The following is a 16,423-nucleotide window of genomic DNA, read 5'->3' on the forward strand; positions in this document are numbered from 1 at the left end:
AACTGTACTAAAAGAGGAAATAAACGTTTCCTCTTTTAGTACAGTTATTTTGCATATATATTCTTATTTATGTCCCGACATTTGCTCTCCGTCACCAGGCTTCAACTGACTAAATATTAAGGAGGCTAGTAAAGTTATTACTCCCAATATAAGAAAAGTATATCTAAAAGAAGATTCAATATCTCCACCAGTTAACCAAGTTGTTGATTCTGTTGTCCGTAAAATCATGGCTCCCACGGAAACACCAAAACTCATAGACAATTGCTGTGTAATTGCTAAAAGGCTATTTCCACCACTTGCAACCTCAGGTGTTAGATCAGCTAATGAAATAGTATTCATGGATGTCATTTGTATAGAATTTACAGCTCCATAAATTACTAATATAGGTATCAATAGATAGAGTGGGGTAGCTTTGTCCGGTAATGCAAACATCGAAATTACAAACCCAAGAATAATAGTATTAGTAATCAATATCTTTTTGTATCCAAATCGGTGTACCAAGCGAACCACTTGCGATTTTGCTATAATAGTAGAAATAGCAGAAACCATCATAATCATTCCCGACTCAGTAGATGTGTGCAGAAAAGCTATCTGTAGCATTTGAGGAAGTAAAAAGGGAACACTTCCAATTCCCAATCGGGTAAATAAGTTACCCATCAATCCAATTCGCAATGTTCGTATCGAAAATAAATTCAAATTGATAATCGGATAGTTTACCCTTTTCGAGTATAGTATATATAATCCTCCAAAAGCAATAGCTAAGCATAATATACTTGGAATTACCCACCATTCAAAAGAACTACCTTCGCCAATTTCGAGAAATAAGGACAATGCAATAAGAGCTGCCGAAAACAGAAAGAATCCGATAATATCAAAATTTTTGCCTCCCCTTGTAAAATTAGGCATTACATATTGAGTAAATATCAATCCTACAACTCCTATTGGAATATTAATAAGGAAAATCCAATGCCATGTCGAGATATCTACAATCCATCCACCAAGAAGAGGTCCTATCAGTGGACCAACTAATCCCGGTATAGTTACAAAATTCATAACACCCAATAGTTTACTTTTGGGATAAGCATAAAGCAAAGCCAAACGCGATACAGGTACCATCATAGAACCACCTATTGCCTGTAGTATACGAGAATACACCAAAAGCGAATAACTTGTTGACAGAGCACAAGCCAATGATCCTAAAGTGAACAAAAATACAGCAATGCTAAAAATTCGTTTTGTACCATACTTATCAGACAACCATCCACTAACCGGTATTAACAAGGCAAGAGTCAGAGCATAACTAACCACAACAGCTTGCATCGATAACGGAGAGTGATTTAAATCTTTTGCTATAGTAGGTAAAGCTGTATTTAATATTGTAGCATCTAGTGACTGCATAAACATTGCCATAGCAGCCAACCATGGCAATTTGGGAGAGATATTCAATGTCTCTTTATTTTCGTCCAATAACATATCATATAAGTAAATGAAAGTATGTAATGATATACTTTCGAGTTGTAAAAGGATAGAGTTTTTATTCTTGCCAAATCTTAAATAGATCTAAGACTTAAATTACATTTTATCTAAAGTTTCTAATTCAAAAATAGGGCACACGTCTAAAACACACTTTTTATATAACAAAATTACTATTAATTCAGATTAAAACTGTTACAGATTGTATGCAAATGTCGATAATTTATAGCACCTTTGTATACGAAACAGGTAAAAGATTATGTCATATTCGCTAATTAGGTATTCTATAGTACCGATTTTTATTTCGCTTGTAATTCTATATTTGTGTTGCCTTATTCCTACCAATGATATCCCCGAAGTATCATTCGATTTTTTTATACCTATGGACAAAATAGTTCACTTTTGTATGTATCTGGGTTTATCGGGAGCAACTGCAATTAATTATATACACGGAAAAAGAGGTCACGTAAATACTCAAAAGCTAATAATAGCTGCATTTTTACTACCAATACTCTACGGTGGATTTATCGAAATTTTACAACATTATTTCTTTCCTCCCCGAGCAGGCGATTGGTTCGATTTTTTAGCCGACATGCTAGGCTCTCTTACAGCATTGCCAATAGCATTTCAGTATAGAAATTACTTAAAGAAAAAACATATACAATGAAGATCATATTTTTGACTTTTATCGTAACTTTGGTATCTCTGAACATATTTGCTCAGAATGACGATCGTAAATACCTTGTGGAAGTAGGGGATATTGCTCCAGATTTTGAAATGGCAATGCCCGATGGTACCATGATGAAACTATCAGCTCTTCGAGGTAAAGTAGTAATGCTTCAATTTACAGCTAGCTGGTGTGGAGTATGTCGCAAAGAAATGCCATTTATAGAATCAGAAATCTGGCAAAAACATAAAGAAAATCCTAATTTCGCATTATACGGAATAGATAGAGACGAACCTGCTGCAACAGTAATTGCTTTTGCTAAGAAAACAGGGGTTACTTACCCGATAGGGTTAGATCCTAAAGCCCGAATCTTTGAACTTTATGCCGAAAAAGATGCAGGTATTACACGTAATGTAATTATAGGAAAAGATGGTAGAATAGTTATGCTAACTCGCCTTTACGATCCGGAGGAATTTAAGGAAATGGTAAAAGTTATTGATAATCTTTTAGCTGAAAAATAATATGGCTTGGTTATATCTTATATTAGCCGGACTATCAGAGATAGTCTGGGCGTATGGTTTAAAAGCAGCACATGGCTTTACTGATGTTAAATGGAGTTTAATTACTCTGTTTTTTATGATTATAAGTTTCTATCTTTTTGCCCGTGCAATGCGTGCTATTCCCATTGGTACAGCTTATGCTGTTTTTACAGGAATAGGAGCGGCTGGTACAGCTATAATAGGCATTCTTTTTTTGAATGAAGGAACTAGCTTCCTTAAAATATTCTCATTAACCCTTTTAATATTGGGTATTGTAGGGCTGAAACTTGCTAAGGACGAGAAAAAAGAGGCTAAGTAATATCAATAAAATAAGGCTATATATAAACTATAATAGCTTTGATTGGTTATTAACCAAAACAATAAAAGGTCTGAAGACCTAAAAAAAGTAAAAATTATGATTTCATGGATATTCCTCTTGATAGGAGGAGCATGCGAAATTGGTTTTGTGACAATGATGAAGTTATCCGATGGTTTTCGGAAACTCAAATATTCTTTATTGACTGTTTTATTTATGATTGTCAGTTTTTATTCTTTATCATTAGCTTTAAAAACAATACCTATTGGCACAGGTTACGCTGTTTGGTCGGGTATCGGAGCAGTTGGAAGTGTGCTTATCGGCATGTTCTTCTTTAAAGAGTCAAAAAGCTTTTTGAAAATTATTTTTATCCTAATGATAATCATCGGAATTACCGGTCTAAAACTTTCGAGTTAATACATAATGGGAATAGTAATTATAAAATACAATGCAGGCAATATATTTTCCGTTGATTCAGCTATGAAGCGATTAGGAGTAGATGCCATCGTAACAGACGACAAGGATCTGATACGGAAAGCCGACAAGGTCATATTTCCGGGAGTAGGAGAAGCTAGTACAACCATGAAATATCTTAGAGAGAATGGATTAGACTCTCTCATTAAAGACCTGAAACAACCGGTATTAGGTATTTGCCTTGGAATGCAGTTGATGTGCAAACATTCCGAGGAAGGAAATGCCGATTGCTTGGATATTTTTGATGTCAATGTAAAACGTTTTATACCCCAAAAGCATGAGGATAAAATTCCTCATATGGGCTGGAATACCATTACAGATGTAAAAAATCCACTATTCGATACTACATTAGAAAATCAGTACGTTTACTTTGTTCATAGTTATTACGTACCAATCAACTCTAATACTGCTGCCACTACTGACTATATATTGCCATTTAGTGCAGCACTTCATACTCAGAATTTTTATGCTACACAATTCCACCCAGAAAAGAGTGGTAGCGTGGGCGAACATATACTAACCAATTTCTTAAAGTTATGATAGAAATAATTCCGGCTATAGACATTATCGATGGAAAATGCGTACGTCTCTCTCAAGGAGATTATGGTGCGAAAACCATATATAATGAGAATCCTCTGGAGGTAGCTAAAATGTTTGAAGATGCAGGTATTCATCGCCTACATTTAGTTGATCTAGATGGAGCTAAGGCCAAACATGTAATCAACAATAAAGTATTGGAAAATATAGCAACCCATACTTCACTTATTATTGATTTTGGTGGTGGTATTCAAAGCGAACAAGATATAGATATTGCATTTGCATCCGGTGCGGCAATGGTTACAGGAGGTAGTGTAGCAGCAAAGAACAGACAACTTTTTGTTAGCTGGATAAAAAAATATGGTGGAGATAAAATCATATTAGGTGCTGATAGTAAAAACCGACATATAGCCGTCTCAGGTTGGCAAGAAGCAACAAGCTTAGACGTAGTTCCTTACATACGTAACTATATGCAATATGGTGTACAAAAAGTGGTTTGTACAGATATTACTAAAGACGGAATGCTAGGTGGACCAGCTATAGACCTATATAAATTAATCATGAATCAGGTACCTGATGTATATTTGATTGCCAGCGGTGGTGTATCATGTAAACAGGATATTCTGGATTTAGATGCAGCAGGTATACCCGCTGTAATTATGGGTAAAGCTATTTATGAAAACAAGGTGACTCTTAAAGAGCTTGCTGAGATTCAAAATTCATAAATAACAGTTCTGAAACTATGCTGGCGAAAAGAATAATACCATGTTTGGATATTAAAGATGGAACCACAGTAAAAGGAATAAATTTCGTCAACTTACGAGATGCTGGAGACCCTGTTGAATTGGGTATAAAATATAGCAAAGAAGGAGCAGACGAACTGGTTTTTCTTGATATAACAGCCTCTCATGAAGAACGGAAAACTTTTACCGAATTAGTAGAACGTATAGCTCTCAACATCAGTATACCGTTTACTGTTGGAGGAGGTATAAACGAACTAAAGGATGTAGATAGATTGTTGAGTGCCGGAGCGGATAAAGTTTCGGTCAACTCAACAGCCCTTCGTAACCCAATGATAATAGACGAAATCTCTAAAAATTTCGGTTCACAAGTTTGTGTATGTGCTATTGATGCTCGTTTTGATGGCGAGAAATGGATGTGCTATACTAGTGGGGGGCGTAATTTGACAGATAAAGAACTATTCTCTTGGGCAAAAGAAGTAGAAAATAGAGGAGCCGGAGAGATTCTATTTACCAGTATGAATCACGATGGGGTAAAGCAGGGATATGCAAACGAAGCTTTATGCTGTTTATCCGAATCACTCAATATCCCTATCATAGCCTCTGGTGGAGCTGGTAATTTGCAACATTTTTCGGATGTTTTTAAAGAAGGAAAAGCAGATGCAGCATTGGCAGCCAGCGTTTTTCATTTTGGAGAGATTGCGATTAAAGATTTAAAATATTATCTTCGTAGTGAGGGTATAAACGTAAGATAAACATACTATGAACTTGGATTTTGACAAAGTTGGCGGATTAATACCAGCCATCATACAAGATAATGAGACTAATAAGGTCTTAATGCTAGGCTATATGAACCAAGAGGCTTTGGATAAAACCAATGAACTTGGTAAGGTTACTTTTTACAGCCGTACTAAACAACGTCTTTGGACAAAGGGTGAAGAAAGTGGTAATTATTTGAATGTTATAAGCATTCAAGAAGATTGCGACCAAGATACTCTACTAATCAAAGTAAATCCCGTAGGACCTGTTTGTCACACGGGCGATGATACTTGTTTTAAAGAAGTAAATCGCGAAGAAGTAATGTTCTTCAAACATCTCCAACAATTTATAGAGAAACGTCATCAAGAAATGCCCGAGGGCTCTTATACTACCTCTCTTTTTCAGTCAGGAGTTAACAGAATGGCTCAAAAAGTAGGAGAAGAAGCTATAGAATCGGTAATTGAAGCTTGCAACGGTACTGATGACAGGTTGGTTTATGAATCTGCGGACATGCTATATCACTTAATAGTATTGCTTACATCAAAAGGTTTGAGCATTGAGAATTTATCTCGGGAATTACAAAAAAGACATAAAAAATAAATAGTCATGGGTGAAATCATTGTAGATTACAAAGGAGTAGGTCTTAGTAGAGATGGTAATCCAATACTGCAAGACTTAAATCTGCAAATATCAGAAGGAGATTTCGTATATCTGATCGGTAAAGTAGGATCAGGAAAAAGTACTTTTCTCAAAAGTCTTTATTGCGAAGTTCTGATAGATGATGGTGGAACCGCCTATATTTTGGATTATTGTCTGAATGATATTAAAAGAAATCAAATTCCTTTTTTAAGACGAAAAATTGGTATAGTATTCCAAGACTTTCAATTATTAATAGATAGATCTGCTGAAAAGAATTTAGAGTTTGTTCTCAAAGCAACCGGATGGGATAGTCAAGATGCCATAGATAATCGGATTCGCGAAGTGCTAACTCAAGTGGGTATGCAAAATAAAGGATACAAAATGCCTCATGAATTATCAGGGGGAGAACAACAACGTATCGTTATAGCACGTGCACTGCTTAATTCTCCTGCATTAATACTTGCAGATGAGCCTACCGGAAACTTAGACCCTGAAACTGGAACGCAGATTGTGAAATTATTACATGAAATTTCAGAAAAAGGAACAACTGTTATAATGTCGACTCACAATTATGCAATCGTTCAGAAATTTCATGGACGAATCATAAAATGTGATGACGGATCTATGAAAGAAGTTATGCTCTCATCACACTCTTAAAGTCACACTCTATAAAAAGAGCAACGATTATAGCTAGTTCTTTATTCGCATAAATATAAATAAGAATAGAAAATGATATTAAAAAAAGTAACTCTTGATAATAAATCGGATTTAGAATTTATAGAGAAACTATATATTGAAAGTTTTCCTCGTTACGAGAGACGACCTATATTGCAAATGCATCAACTATTGGAAATAGAAGAACGATTCAATATGTATCTATTGGAAACAGAAGACAACACTCGAATCGGTTTTGTAACATATTGGATGCTTGATACGTTTATATTCTTAGATCATTTTGCGATTAGTTCAGAACAAAGAAGTGGCGGATATGGAAAAAAAGCCGTAGAAAAACTTATTCAGCAAACCGACTTACCTTTAGTAGGCGAAATAGAATTGACAGGAGCTTCGGATATGGCAAGCAGACGGGCTAAATTCTACGAGAAACAAGGTTTTAAAATTTGGGATTTGCCTTACGAACAACCTCCTTTCGAAGAAGAATACGATGCAGTACCCATGCATATCATTACATATCGTGATGTTGGTTTTCCTGCTAATTTCGAAACAATACGGGACACTATATATTCCGAAGTTTATAAAAAGAGATATAAATGATTGTTAAATTTGTATTAGATTACTGTATTATTTATAACTTTGACGCATTAACATAAAGTTAGAGACAATGAAAAAAATTAGTTTTATTCTATTGACAATGATTTTGAGCATCGGTTTGATATCGGCTCAGCAAAATAAACAACAAACTGGCGATGCTAAATTTGGAACATTAGTTCACGATTTTGGCAAAGTTGCAGAAGAGGTTGGCTCTGTTAGCTGTGAGTTTCAATTCACGAATACGGGAAAGAAACCTCTAATCATTCAAGATATAAGAACAAGTTGTGGATGTACTACACCTTCTTATACCAAAGATCCTGTATTACCTGGAAAAACAGGAACAATCAAAATTTCTTATTCTACAATCGGTAGAATTGGAAGTTTCGATAAGAAAATAACTATTTTCACAAATGAGCCAGACAATGTATATACTTTGACTATTAAAGGAGAAGTATTGCCTCGCAAATAATTTGTGACTGATAAATTAAAAGAAAGACTAAATAAGAGTATGTTTTACAACTGAATCTTATTTAGTCTTTCTTTTTTGTTATATCTTTACGTATATAAAGATAAAAAATGAAGTATGATGGAACATGAACATCCCGAAAATGACGAGCATTTTCACACATTGCAAGTGAATGAAGGAACATCAGACAAACCTACAGTAAATCCTTACCTCAAAGATTTTAGTCGTTTCAAAAAGAAAACATACTCAGTAGATGAATATGTAGATGGCATTCTTAAAGGTAATATATCAATACTTAGTCAGGCAGTAACTCTTGTCGAGAGTTCTAAATTGGAACACCAAATAATTGCTCAAGAAATCATTGAAAAGTGCTTACCTTATTCAGGTAATTCTGTAAGAATTGGTCTAACAGGAGTACCGGGAGCAGGAAAAAGTACGTCTATTGATGCTTTTGGTATGCATTTATTAAAAGATACAGATGTTAAACTAGCCGTATTGGCTATTGATCCATCTAGCGAATTAAGCAAAGGGAGTATTCTTGGAGACAAGACCCGTATGGAACGCTTAAGTGTTGCCAACAATGCTTTTATTCGTCCTTCACCATCGGCAGGCTCTTTGGGTGGAGTTGCACGTAAAACACGAGAAATAATAATACTTTGCGAAGCAGCCGGCTTTAATCGCATAATAATAGAAACTGTAGGAGTTGGACAGTCTGAAACGGCGGTACATTCTATGGTCGATTTCTTCTTGTTGATACAACTTGCAGGAACAGGTGACGAACTACAAGGAATCAAAAGAGGTATTATGGAGATGGCTGACGGCATTATCATCAACAAAGCAGATGGTGATAATATAGACAAGGCTAAATTGGCTCAGGCACACTTCAAAAACGCTCTACATTTATTCCCTACACCCGAATCGGGATGGGAGCCCAAAGTTTTATTATATTCAGGCTATTACGAATATGGAATCAAAGAAATTTGGGATATGATTGCCGATTATATGGCATTCACCACCAAAAATGGATATTTTGCACATCGTCGTAATGAGCAATCTAAATTTTGGATGTATGAAACAATTAACGAGCAACTGAAATCCAGATTTTACAATAATTCAAAGGTGCAATCTGAATTGAAAGTGTGCGAACAACAAGTTCTCAGTTCACAAATAAGTTCGTTTGCAGCAGCAAAAAAGGTGTTAAGTTTATATTTTAATGAATAAGCAACATTAAAAGATGCGTATTTCTACAATATCAAATGGTTATTTATAAGGAATAATAATTTATATTTGTATGCTTTTAAGAAAAAACTAGTCATTGTTGAATTAAATATATTAAGTTTTATCATGGAAAAACCATATGCAATTGGTATTGATATCGGTGGTACTAACACTGTCTTTGGCGTTGTAGACAAAAGAGGTCATATTATAGCTCAAGGTTCTATCAAGACAGCAGTCCACAAAGAAATCAACGAATATGTTAACAATTTAGCTGTCGCTTTACAAGAAGTGATGGATCAAGTCGGTGGATCTGCCAACATCAAAGGTGTAGGTGTAGGAGCTCCGAACGGTAATTTCTTTACTGGTTGTATCGAATTTGCTCCTAATTTACCTTGGAAAGGAATGATTCCATTGGCACAAATGCTAACAGATCGTATTAAAGTACCCGTTGCTTTGACAAACGATGCTAATGCTGCTGCTATTGGCGAAATGACTTACGGTGCTGCACGTGGAATGAAAGATTTCATTGTGATTACATTAGGTACAGGAGTTGGTAGTGGTATTGTTGTTAACGGACAATTAGTTTACGGTCACGATGGTTTTGCCGGAGAACTTGGTCATACAACTATTCGCCGTACTAACGGACGTATGTGTGGTTGTGGCAGAAAAGGTTGTCTTGAAACATATACATCTGCAACAGGTGTAGCTCGTACAGCTAAAGAATTTGTATCAACACGCCAAGATCCAAGCTTACTTCGCAATATAAATATTGATGAAATAACTTCTAAAGATGTAGCAGAAGCTGCACAACAAGGTGATGCTTTAGCGAAAGAAATATTTGAATATACAGGACAGCTTTTAGGTGAAGCTTTTGCTGATTTCATTGCATTCTCTAGCCCCGAAGCTATAATCTTATTTGGTGGTCTGACCAAAGCAGGAAGTCTTATTTTTGACCCTGTTAAGAAACACATGGAAGATAACTTACTACCTATCTTCAAGAACAAAGTAAAATTATTGATGTCTGAACTTAAAGAAAGTGACGCAGCTGTACTAGGTGCTAGTGCATTAGGCTGGGAAGTGAAAGAAATTTAATCTTTCTTTTAGTTTTAAACTTCATATAAAATAGGCTCTTATAGTAACATTTTGCTATAAGAGCATTCTATTTATAAACGATTGTAAAAATTCTAAAATCTTTCATTGCATATCTGAAGTATATGAGATAGATTTTATACCTTTGTGAACCAAAAAAGTTACACTATTAGTTCTATGTCTTCTACTAAAAAAATTAAAACCGCATTAGTCTCTGTCTATCATAAAGATGGATTAGATGAAATACTGAAAAAGTTGAACTCTTTAGGAGTTTCGTTTATTTCAACTGGAGGAACTCGTGAATTTATCGAATCACTAGGGTTTCCTTGTCAAGCAGTCGAAAATATAACAGGATATCCTTCTATATTAGGAGGTCGGGTTAAAACACTTCATCCCAAAATTTTTGGAGGAATATTAAGTAGGAGAGAACTACCGGAAGATGCTAAGCAAACTAAAGCTTATGATATTACCGAGATTGATCTTGTAATCGTCGATTTGTATCCGTTTCAAGAGACTGTAGATTCGGGTGCTGAAGAAAAAGACATTATCGAAAAAATAGATATAGGTGGCATTTCTCTAATCAGAGCAGCTGCTAAGAACTTCAAAGACGTTGTGATTGTACCATCTAAAGGACAATACAGTGCTCTTTCTGCTTTATTAGATAACAAACAAGGATCGTCGGAAATAGATGATCGCAAATGGTTTGCTAAAGAAGCATTTGGAGTATCTTCGGAATACGATTCTGCTATTTTCAACTATATGGATAAGGACGAATGTACCGCATTCCGTAAAACCGAAAATAAAGTAAAACATCTTCGTTATGGAGAAAATCCTCACCAAAAAGGATCGTTTTACGGAGATTTTGAAAGCTTATTCGAGCAATTACATGGTCGCGAGATTTCGTATAATAACCTACTTGATATAGATGCTTCCGTATCTTTAATAAGTGAGTTTAACGAAACTACAGTTGCCATATTAAAGCATAACAATGCATGTGGTATAGCTTCTAAAGCAACAGTATTAGAAGCTTGGAATATAGCCTTAGCTGCTGACCCTCTTTCTGCTTTTGGGGGAATTATTGTTTCGAATACTAAAATAGATAAAGAAGCTGCAGAAGCTATCAATACTATATTTTTTGAAATTATTATAGCTCCTGCATATGACACAGAAGCTTTAGAAATATTGACTCAGAAGAAAAATCGTATAATACTTGTACAAAAGGGAGAGATTACAGAAACATCTCAATTCCGTTCTCTTTTAAATGGGGTATTAGTTCAAGATAGAGATCTTAGTATACAGAATAAGGAAGATTTGACTTTAGTTACTCGCCGTCAGTTAGAAGGTACCGAACTAGAAGACTTATTATTTGCAAACAAACTTGTGAAGCATACTAAATCAAATGCGATTATTTTGGTAAAAGACAAACAATTATTGGCGAGCGGCACAGGACAAACGTCAAGAGTTGATGCACTAAAACAGGCTATAGAGAAATCTCATACATTCGGATTTAGTTTGCAAGGTGCTGTGATGGCATCAGATGCATTCTTTCCATTTCCCGATTGTGTAGAGATTGCTGGCAATGCAGGCATAACCGCTGTTATACAACCTGGAGGCTCTGTAAAAGACGATCTGTCTGTTGAATATTGTAACGAAAACAATATCTCAATGGTAATGACAGGTGTCCGTCATTTCAAACATTAAGGTCTCAGACCTTTTTATTGCTTTGATCTGATAAGGTATGACTACTAGTTGTACTTCGAAAGTCGGGCATTAAATATTTACCTATTACTTAATTAGTTTAAAGAAAAATAACAAGATGGGATTATTCTCTTTTACACAAGAAATAGCGATGGATCTTGGAACAGCCAACACCATCATCATTAAAGACGGGAAGATCGTTGTAGACGAGCCTTCAGTGGTAGCTCTCGAACGCAAAACTGATAAGGTTATTGCAGTAGGAGATAAAGCCCGTCAAATGCATGGGAAAACCCATGAAAATATTCGTACAATTCGTCCATTGAGAGATGGTGTTATTGCAGACTTTACGGCTGCAGAGCATATGATTAGAGGAATGATAAAAATGATTGATAACAAAAATCGTTTATTCTCGCCATCATTACGTATTGTAGTTTGTATTCCATCAGGAAGTACAGAAGTCGAAATTCGTGCGATTCGTGACTCTGCTGAACATGCCGGAGGACGCGATGTATATATGATCTATGAGCCAATGGCAGCTGCATTAGGTATCGGATTAGATGTTGAAGCCCCTGAAGGCAACATGATTGTTGATATAGGCGGTGGAACTACTGAAATCGCGGTTATATCATTAGGCGGTATTGTTTCAAACAAATCTATCAAAATTGCAGGTGATGATTTAACTGAAGATATTCAGGAATACATGAGTCGCCAACACAATATTAAAGTTGGAGAACGTACAGCCGAAGGTATCAAAATTGCTGTAGGATCTGCTTTGACAGAACTTGCTGAAAATGAAGAACCCGAAGATTTTATTGTACATGGACCAAATAGAATGACTTCATTACCAATGGATATTCCGATTTCTTATCAGGAAATGGCTCATTGTTTAGATAAATCTATTTCTAAAATGGACTCTGCTATTTTAAGTGCTCTTGAGCAAACTCCTCCTGAATTATATGCTGACATTGTAAAAAATGGCATCTATGTTACAGGTGGTGGTGCGTTATTAAGAGGACTAAGCAAACGTTTTTCAGATAAAATAGGTATTCCTTTTCATGTAGCTGAAGATCCTCTTCATGCTGTAGCAAAAGGTACAGGGATAGCATTGAACAATATTGAGAAATTTAATTTCTTGATGAGATAAAACTATTAAGTTTAATACAACTTAATAGTTTATCATGTTTATTGATTCTAATTTTTTATGCACCCAAAGTGTGTGATCTGATACGTATACATGCGCAACTTAATAGCTTTTTTAATAAAAAACAGTTCGTGGTTTCTATTTATACTCCTCGAAATACTGTGCTTTTATTTTATATTCCAATATAACTCCTTCCAAAGGAGTGTATACTTAAACTCTTCGAACGAAATTGTTGGAAGAGTTTATGCTATTTCAGGTGAAGTAACATCTTACTTTGGTTTAAAAGAGACCAATCAAGATTTGTTATTAAGAAATGCCGAGTTACAGAACAAAGTTCTTCAACTCGAAAGTCACATACATGACAGAAATACCGATAGTCTTAAAACTCAAGCTATAGTTTTAGATTCGATTCCCAATAAACACTTCGAGTTTATTATTTCCAGAGTTATAAATAATAGCATTTCTCAGATAGAGAATTATATTACAATCAATAAAGGAAGTAACGAGGGTGTACATAACGAGATGGGGGTTGTATCTCAACAAGGCATAGTAGGTATTGTTAGGGCAGTATCTCCTAATTACTCAGTTGTACAAACGATCATAAATCCTAAGACCAGCCTTAACTGTAAAGTGAAAGGCTCTAATAATCCGGGAACATTGGCTTGGGATGGAACGGATTATCGATACACCAATCTTGAAGGATTTCCTCGATTCGAGAAGTTTGCTGTTGGCGATACGATTATAACAAGTGGTAATTCAGGAATATTTCCGGAAGGAATTATTGTAGGGATTGTAGAAGATTCTAAAAATCAAAGCGATGACAACTTTCTGACTCTGAAAATACGATTGTCGACAGATTTTAGTTCTTTGAAGGATGTATTGATTATAAAAAACAACGATCGAGAAGAACTTATACACTTAGAAAAAGAAATTACAACTAATGGCAGGTAATTGGCTGAAACAGTCTATTTCATTTATTATACTTGTGCTTCTTCAAGTACTGGTACTTAATCATATCTCTTTTCTGGGCTATGCTACACCTTTCTTATACATATACTTTATAATAAAAATGCCTATCGGAACAAATCGTAATTTAGTCTTAATTACGGCATTTCTTTTAGGTTTTTCTATTGACATATTCTGTAATACTCTAGGACAGAATGCCGCTGCTGCTGTTTTGGCTGCATTTATGCGTCGCCCTGTTCAAGGATTATTCTTTGCAAGAGAAGATTTCGAACATTTTATACCAAGCATTCCCAATCTAGGGCTTGCTTTTATAAAGTACACAATCGTGATTGTTTTTATTCATCATCTTGCACTTATCTCAATTAGCTCATTTTCATATCTCAATTTTCCTACGATAATGCTGCGTATAATAAGTTCTACACTTCTTACCTCCATTTTAATTTATGCTATTGAAGGTTTTGCTGTTAAAAGAAAGAGAGCATGAGCAAGGATAATAATAGTTTACATTCTGAAAAAAGATATTATACTATTATAGCAATAACAGTAATTATTGTTATTGTATTGATTTGTCAATTGTTCAACTTACAGATAATTCAGAATGAGTATAAATATTCAGCAGATAGCAATGCTTTTTTCAAAAAAACGTTATATCCGGCAAGAGGAACTATATCAGATCGCAAAGACCGTCTTTTAGTCTATAATCAGCCAACATACGATATAGTATATATACCACGAGAAGTAGAGCCTTTTGATACTCTCGATTTTTGTAATATTCTAGGACTTACAAAGGATCAATTAGAGAAAAAGATAAGTGATGTTAAGGATCGGAGACTTAATCCCGGTTATTCTTCTTACACGCTACAAACTCTTATGACTCAACTCACAGTTCGTGAGTATGGTCTTTTTCAAGAAAAATTGTACAAGTTTCCCGGATTCTATATCCAGAATAGAGCCCTGCGTCAATATAATTTCGTAAATGCGGCTCAAGTGTTAGGCTATGTTGCCGAAGTCAATAAAGCAACTCTGGCAGAAGACCCTTATTATGTTAGAGGTGATTATGCCGGAAAATCAGGTATAGAAACATCTTATGAGAATATACTAAGAGGACAAAAAGGAGTGGAAATTCTCCTTCGTGATGCACATGGAAGAATAAAAGGAAAATATGAGAATGGCAAACATGACGTAAATCCAGTCTCCGGAAAAAACCTCAAATTAGCGATAGATATAGAATTACAAGCTTATGGCGAATACCTAATGCAAAATAAAATTGGTAGTATCGTTATGATCGAACCCTCTACAGGTGAAATCTTATGTTTGGTTACTTCTCCCACTTACGACCCTTCCATTTTGTTAGGACGCGAATTTGGGAACAATTATAAATCACTAGAGCAAAATCCTTCTAAGCCTCTATTCAATAGAGCAACACAAGGTGCATATCCTCCAGGGTCTACATTTAAAACAACTCAAGGATTAATCTTTCTCGAAGAGGGCATTATTTCAGCAGAAACAGCCTATTCTTGTGCAGGAGGCTATCCTCCAGGAGGCGGAAGACCTCGATGTCATGCCCACGGGTCGCCACTATCATTAGTACCAGCAATAGCTACTTCTTGTAACTCTTATTTTTGCTATGGATTAAATGCTATGCTTAGTAATCGAAAGAAATATGCAAACATCGGAGAAGCTTTTGATATCTGGAAAGATTATTTAGTCTCTATGGGATTTGGCTATAAACTAGGCGTTGATCTACCTTCAGAAAAGAGGGGACTTGTACCCAATAGCCAATTTTATACAAAGATTTTTAGAACCGAAAAATGGTACGCTCAGAACGTAATCTCTATTGCAATAGGACAAGGTGAAATTTTGGCAACCCCATTGCAAGTAGCTAATTTAGGTGCAACAATTGCTAATAGAGGTTTCTTCTATACTCCTCATGTTGTAAGACAAATTCAAGATACACCTTTAGATAAAACATATACAGATAAACGCTATACAGGCGTTAAAGAAGCGCATTACAGAACAATAGTCGAAGGTATGGCAAATGCTGTAACTGGAGGTACTTGTAGAGGTGCAAATCTTCTCCCCGAAATTGCAGTGGCAGGAAAAACAGGGACTGCTGAAAACCCTCATGGTAGAGACCACTCTTGGTTTATGGGATTTGCGCCAGTTGACAAACCTCAGGTTGCTATTTCGGTGCTAGTTGAAAACGCTGGTTTTGGAGCTCGATTTGCTGTGCCAATTGGACGATTAATGATTCTAAAATACATGAAAGGTGAAATACCTGCTAATGAAAAATATCTGGAAGATAACATGGCAAATGCTATAATTCTGCCTAATGTTTTAAATACTTGGGAGCAACGAAGAAGTGATGTTGCCACACAGCAAAGTACAGCAAGCGAAGCAGAGGTAATAGTTGAAGAATAAAAATCGCCGAA

Annotated in this window: 19 protein-coding genes; 18 read left to right on the forward strand and 1 reads right to left on the reverse strand. The window is 35.5% G+C overall.

Features of this window, described 5'->3' with window-relative positions:
• Positions 1–63 precede the first annotated feature (63 nt).
• On the reverse strand, positions 64–1,473 hold the full coding sequence (locus HGC4_RS08045) for a DHA2 family efflux MFS transporter permease subunit (protein ID WP_050709617.1): 1,410 nt from the start codon (positions 1,471–1,473) through the stop codon (positions 64–66).
• Positions 1,474–1,855: 382 nt separating this feature from the next.
• On the opposite strand from HGC4_RS08045, the gene HGC4_RS08050 reads away from it, so the two are divergent.
• From HGC4_RS08050 to mrdA, 18 genes are all read left to right on the forward strand, one after another.
• Entirely contained in the window at positions 1,856–2,140 is a 285-nt protein-coding gene (locus tag HGC4_RS08050; protein ID WP_242047153.1) for a VanZ family protein, read from the forward strand.
• Positions 2,137–2,661 carry a TlpA family protein disulfide reductase gene (locus HGC4_RS08055; RefSeq protein ID WP_050709619.1) on the forward strand — a complete coding sequence of 175 codons (525 nt, stop codon included), beginning with the start codon at positions 2,137–2,139 and terminating at the stop codon, positions 2,659–2,661. The genes HGC4_RS08050 and HGC4_RS08055 overlap by 4 nt, the downstream gene beginning before the upstream one ends.
• A gap of 1 nt (position 2,662) precedes the next feature.
• The gene (locus tag HGC4_RS08060) at positions 2,663–2,998 is read left to right on the forward strand and encodes a DMT family transporter (protein ID WP_050709620.1); all 336 of its coding nucleotides are present in this window, start codon (positions 2,663–2,665) and stop codon (positions 2,996–2,998) included.
• A gap of 96 nt (positions 2,999–3,094) precedes the next feature.
• Positions 3,095–3,412 carry a DMT family transporter gene (locus HGC4_RS08065; RefSeq protein WP_199327751.1) on the forward strand — a complete coding sequence of 106 codons (318 nt, stop codon included), beginning with the start codon at positions 3,095–3,097 and terminating at the stop codon, positions 3,410–3,412.
• A 6-nt stretch (positions 3,413–3,418) separates the two neighbouring features.
• Entirely contained in the window at positions 3,419–4,009 is a 591-nt protein-coding gene (hisH, locus tag HGC4_RS08070) for an imidazole glycerol phosphate synthase subunit HisH (RefSeq protein ID WP_050709621.1), read from the forward strand.
• Positions 4,006–4,731 (forward strand): 1-(5-phosphoribosyl)-5-[(5-phosphoribosylamino)methylideneamino]imidazole-4-carboxamide isomerase, encoded by a 726-nt coding sequence (gene hisA, locus HGC4_RS08075; protein ID WP_050709622.1) that lies wholly within the window; start codon positions 4,006–4,008, stop codon positions 4,729–4,731. Before hisH ends, hisA begins: the two co-directional genes overlap by 4 nt.
• A 17-nt stretch (positions 4,732–4,748) precedes the next feature.
• The gene (gene hisF / locus HGC4_RS08080; protein ID WP_050709623.1) at positions 4,749–5,501 is read left to right on the forward strand and encodes an imidazole glycerol phosphate synthase subunit HisF; all 753 of its coding nucleotides are present in this window, start codon (positions 4,749–4,751) and stop codon (positions 5,499–5,501) included.
• A gap of 7 nt (positions 5,502–5,508) precedes the next feature.
• A complete protein-coding gene (hisIE, locus tag HGC4_RS08085) occupies positions 5,509–6,105 on the forward strand; it encodes a bifunctional phosphoribosyl-AMP cyclohydrolase/phosphoribosyl-ATP diphosphatase HisIE (RefSeq protein WP_050709624.1) in 597 nt (198 codons plus the stop codon).
• A 6-nt stretch (positions 6,106–6,111) separates the two neighbouring features.
• The gene (locus HGC4_RS08090) at positions 6,112–6,801 is read left to right on the forward strand and encodes a cell division ATP-binding protein FtsE (RefSeq protein ID WP_050709625.1); all 690 of its coding nucleotides are present in this window, start codon (positions 6,112–6,114) and stop codon (positions 6,799–6,801) included.
• A gap of 72 nt (positions 6,802–6,873) precedes the next feature.
• Positions 6,874–7,416, forward strand: coding sequence for a GNAT family N-acetyltransferase (locus tag HGC4_RS08095; RefSeq protein WP_050709626.1), 543 nt, complete (start codon positions 6,874–6,876; stop codon positions 7,414–7,416).
• A 67-nt stretch (positions 7,417–7,483) separates the two neighbouring features.
• A complete protein-coding gene (locus HGC4_RS08100) occupies positions 7,484–7,882 on the forward strand; it encodes a DUF1573 domain-containing protein (protein WP_050709627.1) in 399 nt (132 codons plus the stop codon).
• A 117-nt stretch (positions 7,883–7,999) separates the two neighbouring features.
• Positions 8,000–9,100, forward strand: a complete 1,101-nt coding sequence (meaB, locus tag HGC4_RS08105) for a methylmalonyl Co-A mutase-associated GTPase MeaB (protein WP_050709628.1) — start codon at positions 8,000–8,002, stop codon at positions 9,098–9,100.
• 123 nt (positions 9,101–9,223) lie between these two features.
• Complete coding sequence (locus tag HGC4_RS08110) at positions 9,224–10,189, forward strand: ROK family protein (protein ID WP_050709629.1); 966 nt, start codon at positions 9,224–9,226, stop codon at positions 10,187–10,189.
• Between the two features lie 174 nt (positions 10,190–10,363).
• Positions 10,364–11,887, forward strand: a complete 1,524-nt coding sequence (gene purH / locus HGC4_RS08115; protein WP_050709630.1) for a bifunctional phosphoribosylaminoimidazolecarboxamide formyltransferase/IMP cyclohydrolase — start codon at positions 10,364–10,366, stop codon at positions 11,885–11,887.
• Positions 11,888–12,002: 115 nt separating this feature from the next.
• Positions 12,003–13,028 carry a rod shape-determining protein gene (locus tag HGC4_RS08120; RefSeq protein WP_050709631.1) on the forward strand — a complete coding sequence of 342 codons (1,026 nt, stop codon included), beginning with the start codon at positions 12,003–12,005 and terminating at the stop codon, positions 13,026–13,028.
• Between the two features lie 90 nt (positions 13,029–13,118).
• Positions 13,119–13,976: a rod shape-determining protein MreC gene (mreC, locus tag HGC4_RS08125; protein ID WP_050709632.1), complete on the forward strand. Its 858-nt coding sequence runs from the start codon at positions 13,119–13,121 to the stop codon at positions 13,974–13,976.
• Positions 13,966–14,475: a rod shape-determining protein MreD gene (gene mreD / locus HGC4_RS08130; RefSeq protein WP_050709633.1), complete on the forward strand. Its 510-nt coding sequence runs from the start codon at positions 13,966–13,968 to the stop codon at positions 14,473–14,475. The genes mreC and mreD overlap by 11 nt, the downstream gene beginning before the upstream one ends.
• The gene (mrdA, locus tag HGC4_RS08135; protein ID WP_082204119.1) at positions 14,472–16,412 is read left to right on the forward strand and encodes a penicillin-binding protein 2; all 1,941 of its coding nucleotides are present in this window, start codon (positions 14,472–14,474) and stop codon (positions 16,410–16,412) included. Before mreD ends, mrdA begins: the two co-directional genes overlap by 4 nt.
• Positions 16,413–16,423: the final 11 nt, after the last annotated feature.

Source organism: Dysgonomonas sp. HGC4, from assembly GCF_001261715.1.
Taxonomy (GTDB): Bacteria; Bacteroidota; Bacteroidia; order Bacteroidales; family Dysgonomonadaceae; genus Dysgonomonas_A.

Coding starts and splice junctions, on each gene's coding strand:
- HGC4_RS08045 (WP_050709617.1), bottom strand. CDS start 1,473: ATGTTATTGGACGAAAATAAAGAGACATTGAATATCTCTCCCAAATTG.
- HGC4_RS08050 (WP_242047153.1), top strand. CDS start 1,856: ATGGACAAAATAGTTCACTTTTGTATGTATCTGGGTTTATCGGGAGCA.
- HGC4_RS08055 (WP_050709619.1), top strand. CDS start 2,137: ATGAAGATCATATTTTTGACTTTTATCGTAACTTTGGTATCTCTGAAC.
- HGC4_RS08060 (WP_050709620.1), top strand. CDS start 2,663: ATGGCTTGGTTATATCTTATATTAGCCGGACTATCAGAGATAGTCTGG.
- HGC4_RS08065 (WP_199327751.1), top strand. CDS start 3,095: ATGATTTCATGGATATTCCTCTTGATAGGAGGAGCATGCGAAATTGGT.
- hisH (WP_050709621.1), top strand. CDS start 3,419: ATGGGAATAGTAATTATAAAATACAATGCAGGCAATATATTTTCCGTT.
- hisA (WP_050709622.1), top strand. CDS start 4,006: ATGATAGAAATAATTCCGGCTATAGACATTATCGATGGAAAATGCGTA.
- hisF (WP_050709623.1), top strand. CDS start 4,749: ATGCTGGCGAAAAGAATAATACCATGTTTGGATATTAAAGATGGAACC.
- hisIE (WP_050709624.1), top strand. CDS start 5,509: ATGAACTTGGATTTTGACAAAGTTGGCGGATTAATACCAGCCATCATA.
- HGC4_RS08090 (WP_050709625.1), top strand. CDS start 6,112: ATGGGTGAAATCATTGTAGATTACAAAGGAGTAGGTCTTAGTAGAGAT.
- HGC4_RS08095 (WP_050709626.1), top strand. CDS start 6,874: ATGATATTAAAAAAAGTAACTCTTGATAATAAATCGGATTTAGAATTT.
- HGC4_RS08100 (WP_050709627.1), top strand. CDS start 7,484: ATGAAAAAAATTAGTTTTATTCTATTGACAATGATTTTGAGCATCGGT.
- meaB (WP_050709628.1), top strand. CDS start 8,000: ATGGAACATGAACATCCCGAAAATGACGAGCATTTTCACACATTGCAA.
- HGC4_RS08110 (WP_050709629.1), top strand. CDS start 9,224: ATGGAAAAACCATATGCAATTGGTATTGATATCGGTGGTACTAACACT.
- purH (WP_050709630.1), top strand. CDS start 10,364: ATGTCTTCTACTAAAAAAATTAAAACCGCATTAGTCTCTGTCTATCAT.
- HGC4_RS08120 (WP_050709631.1), top strand. CDS start 12,003: ATGGGATTATTCTCTTTTACACAAGAAATAGCGATGGATCTTGGAACA.
- mreC (WP_050709632.1), top strand. CDS start 13,119: ATGCGCAACTTAATAGCTTTTTTAATAAAAAACAGTTCGTGGTTTCTA.
- mreD (WP_050709633.1), top strand. CDS start 13,966: ATGGCAGGTAATTGGCTGAAACAGTCTATTTCATTTATTATACTTGTG.
- mrdA (WP_082204119.1), top strand. CDS start 14,472: ATGAGCAAGGATAATAATAGTTTACATTCTGAAAAAAGATATTATACT.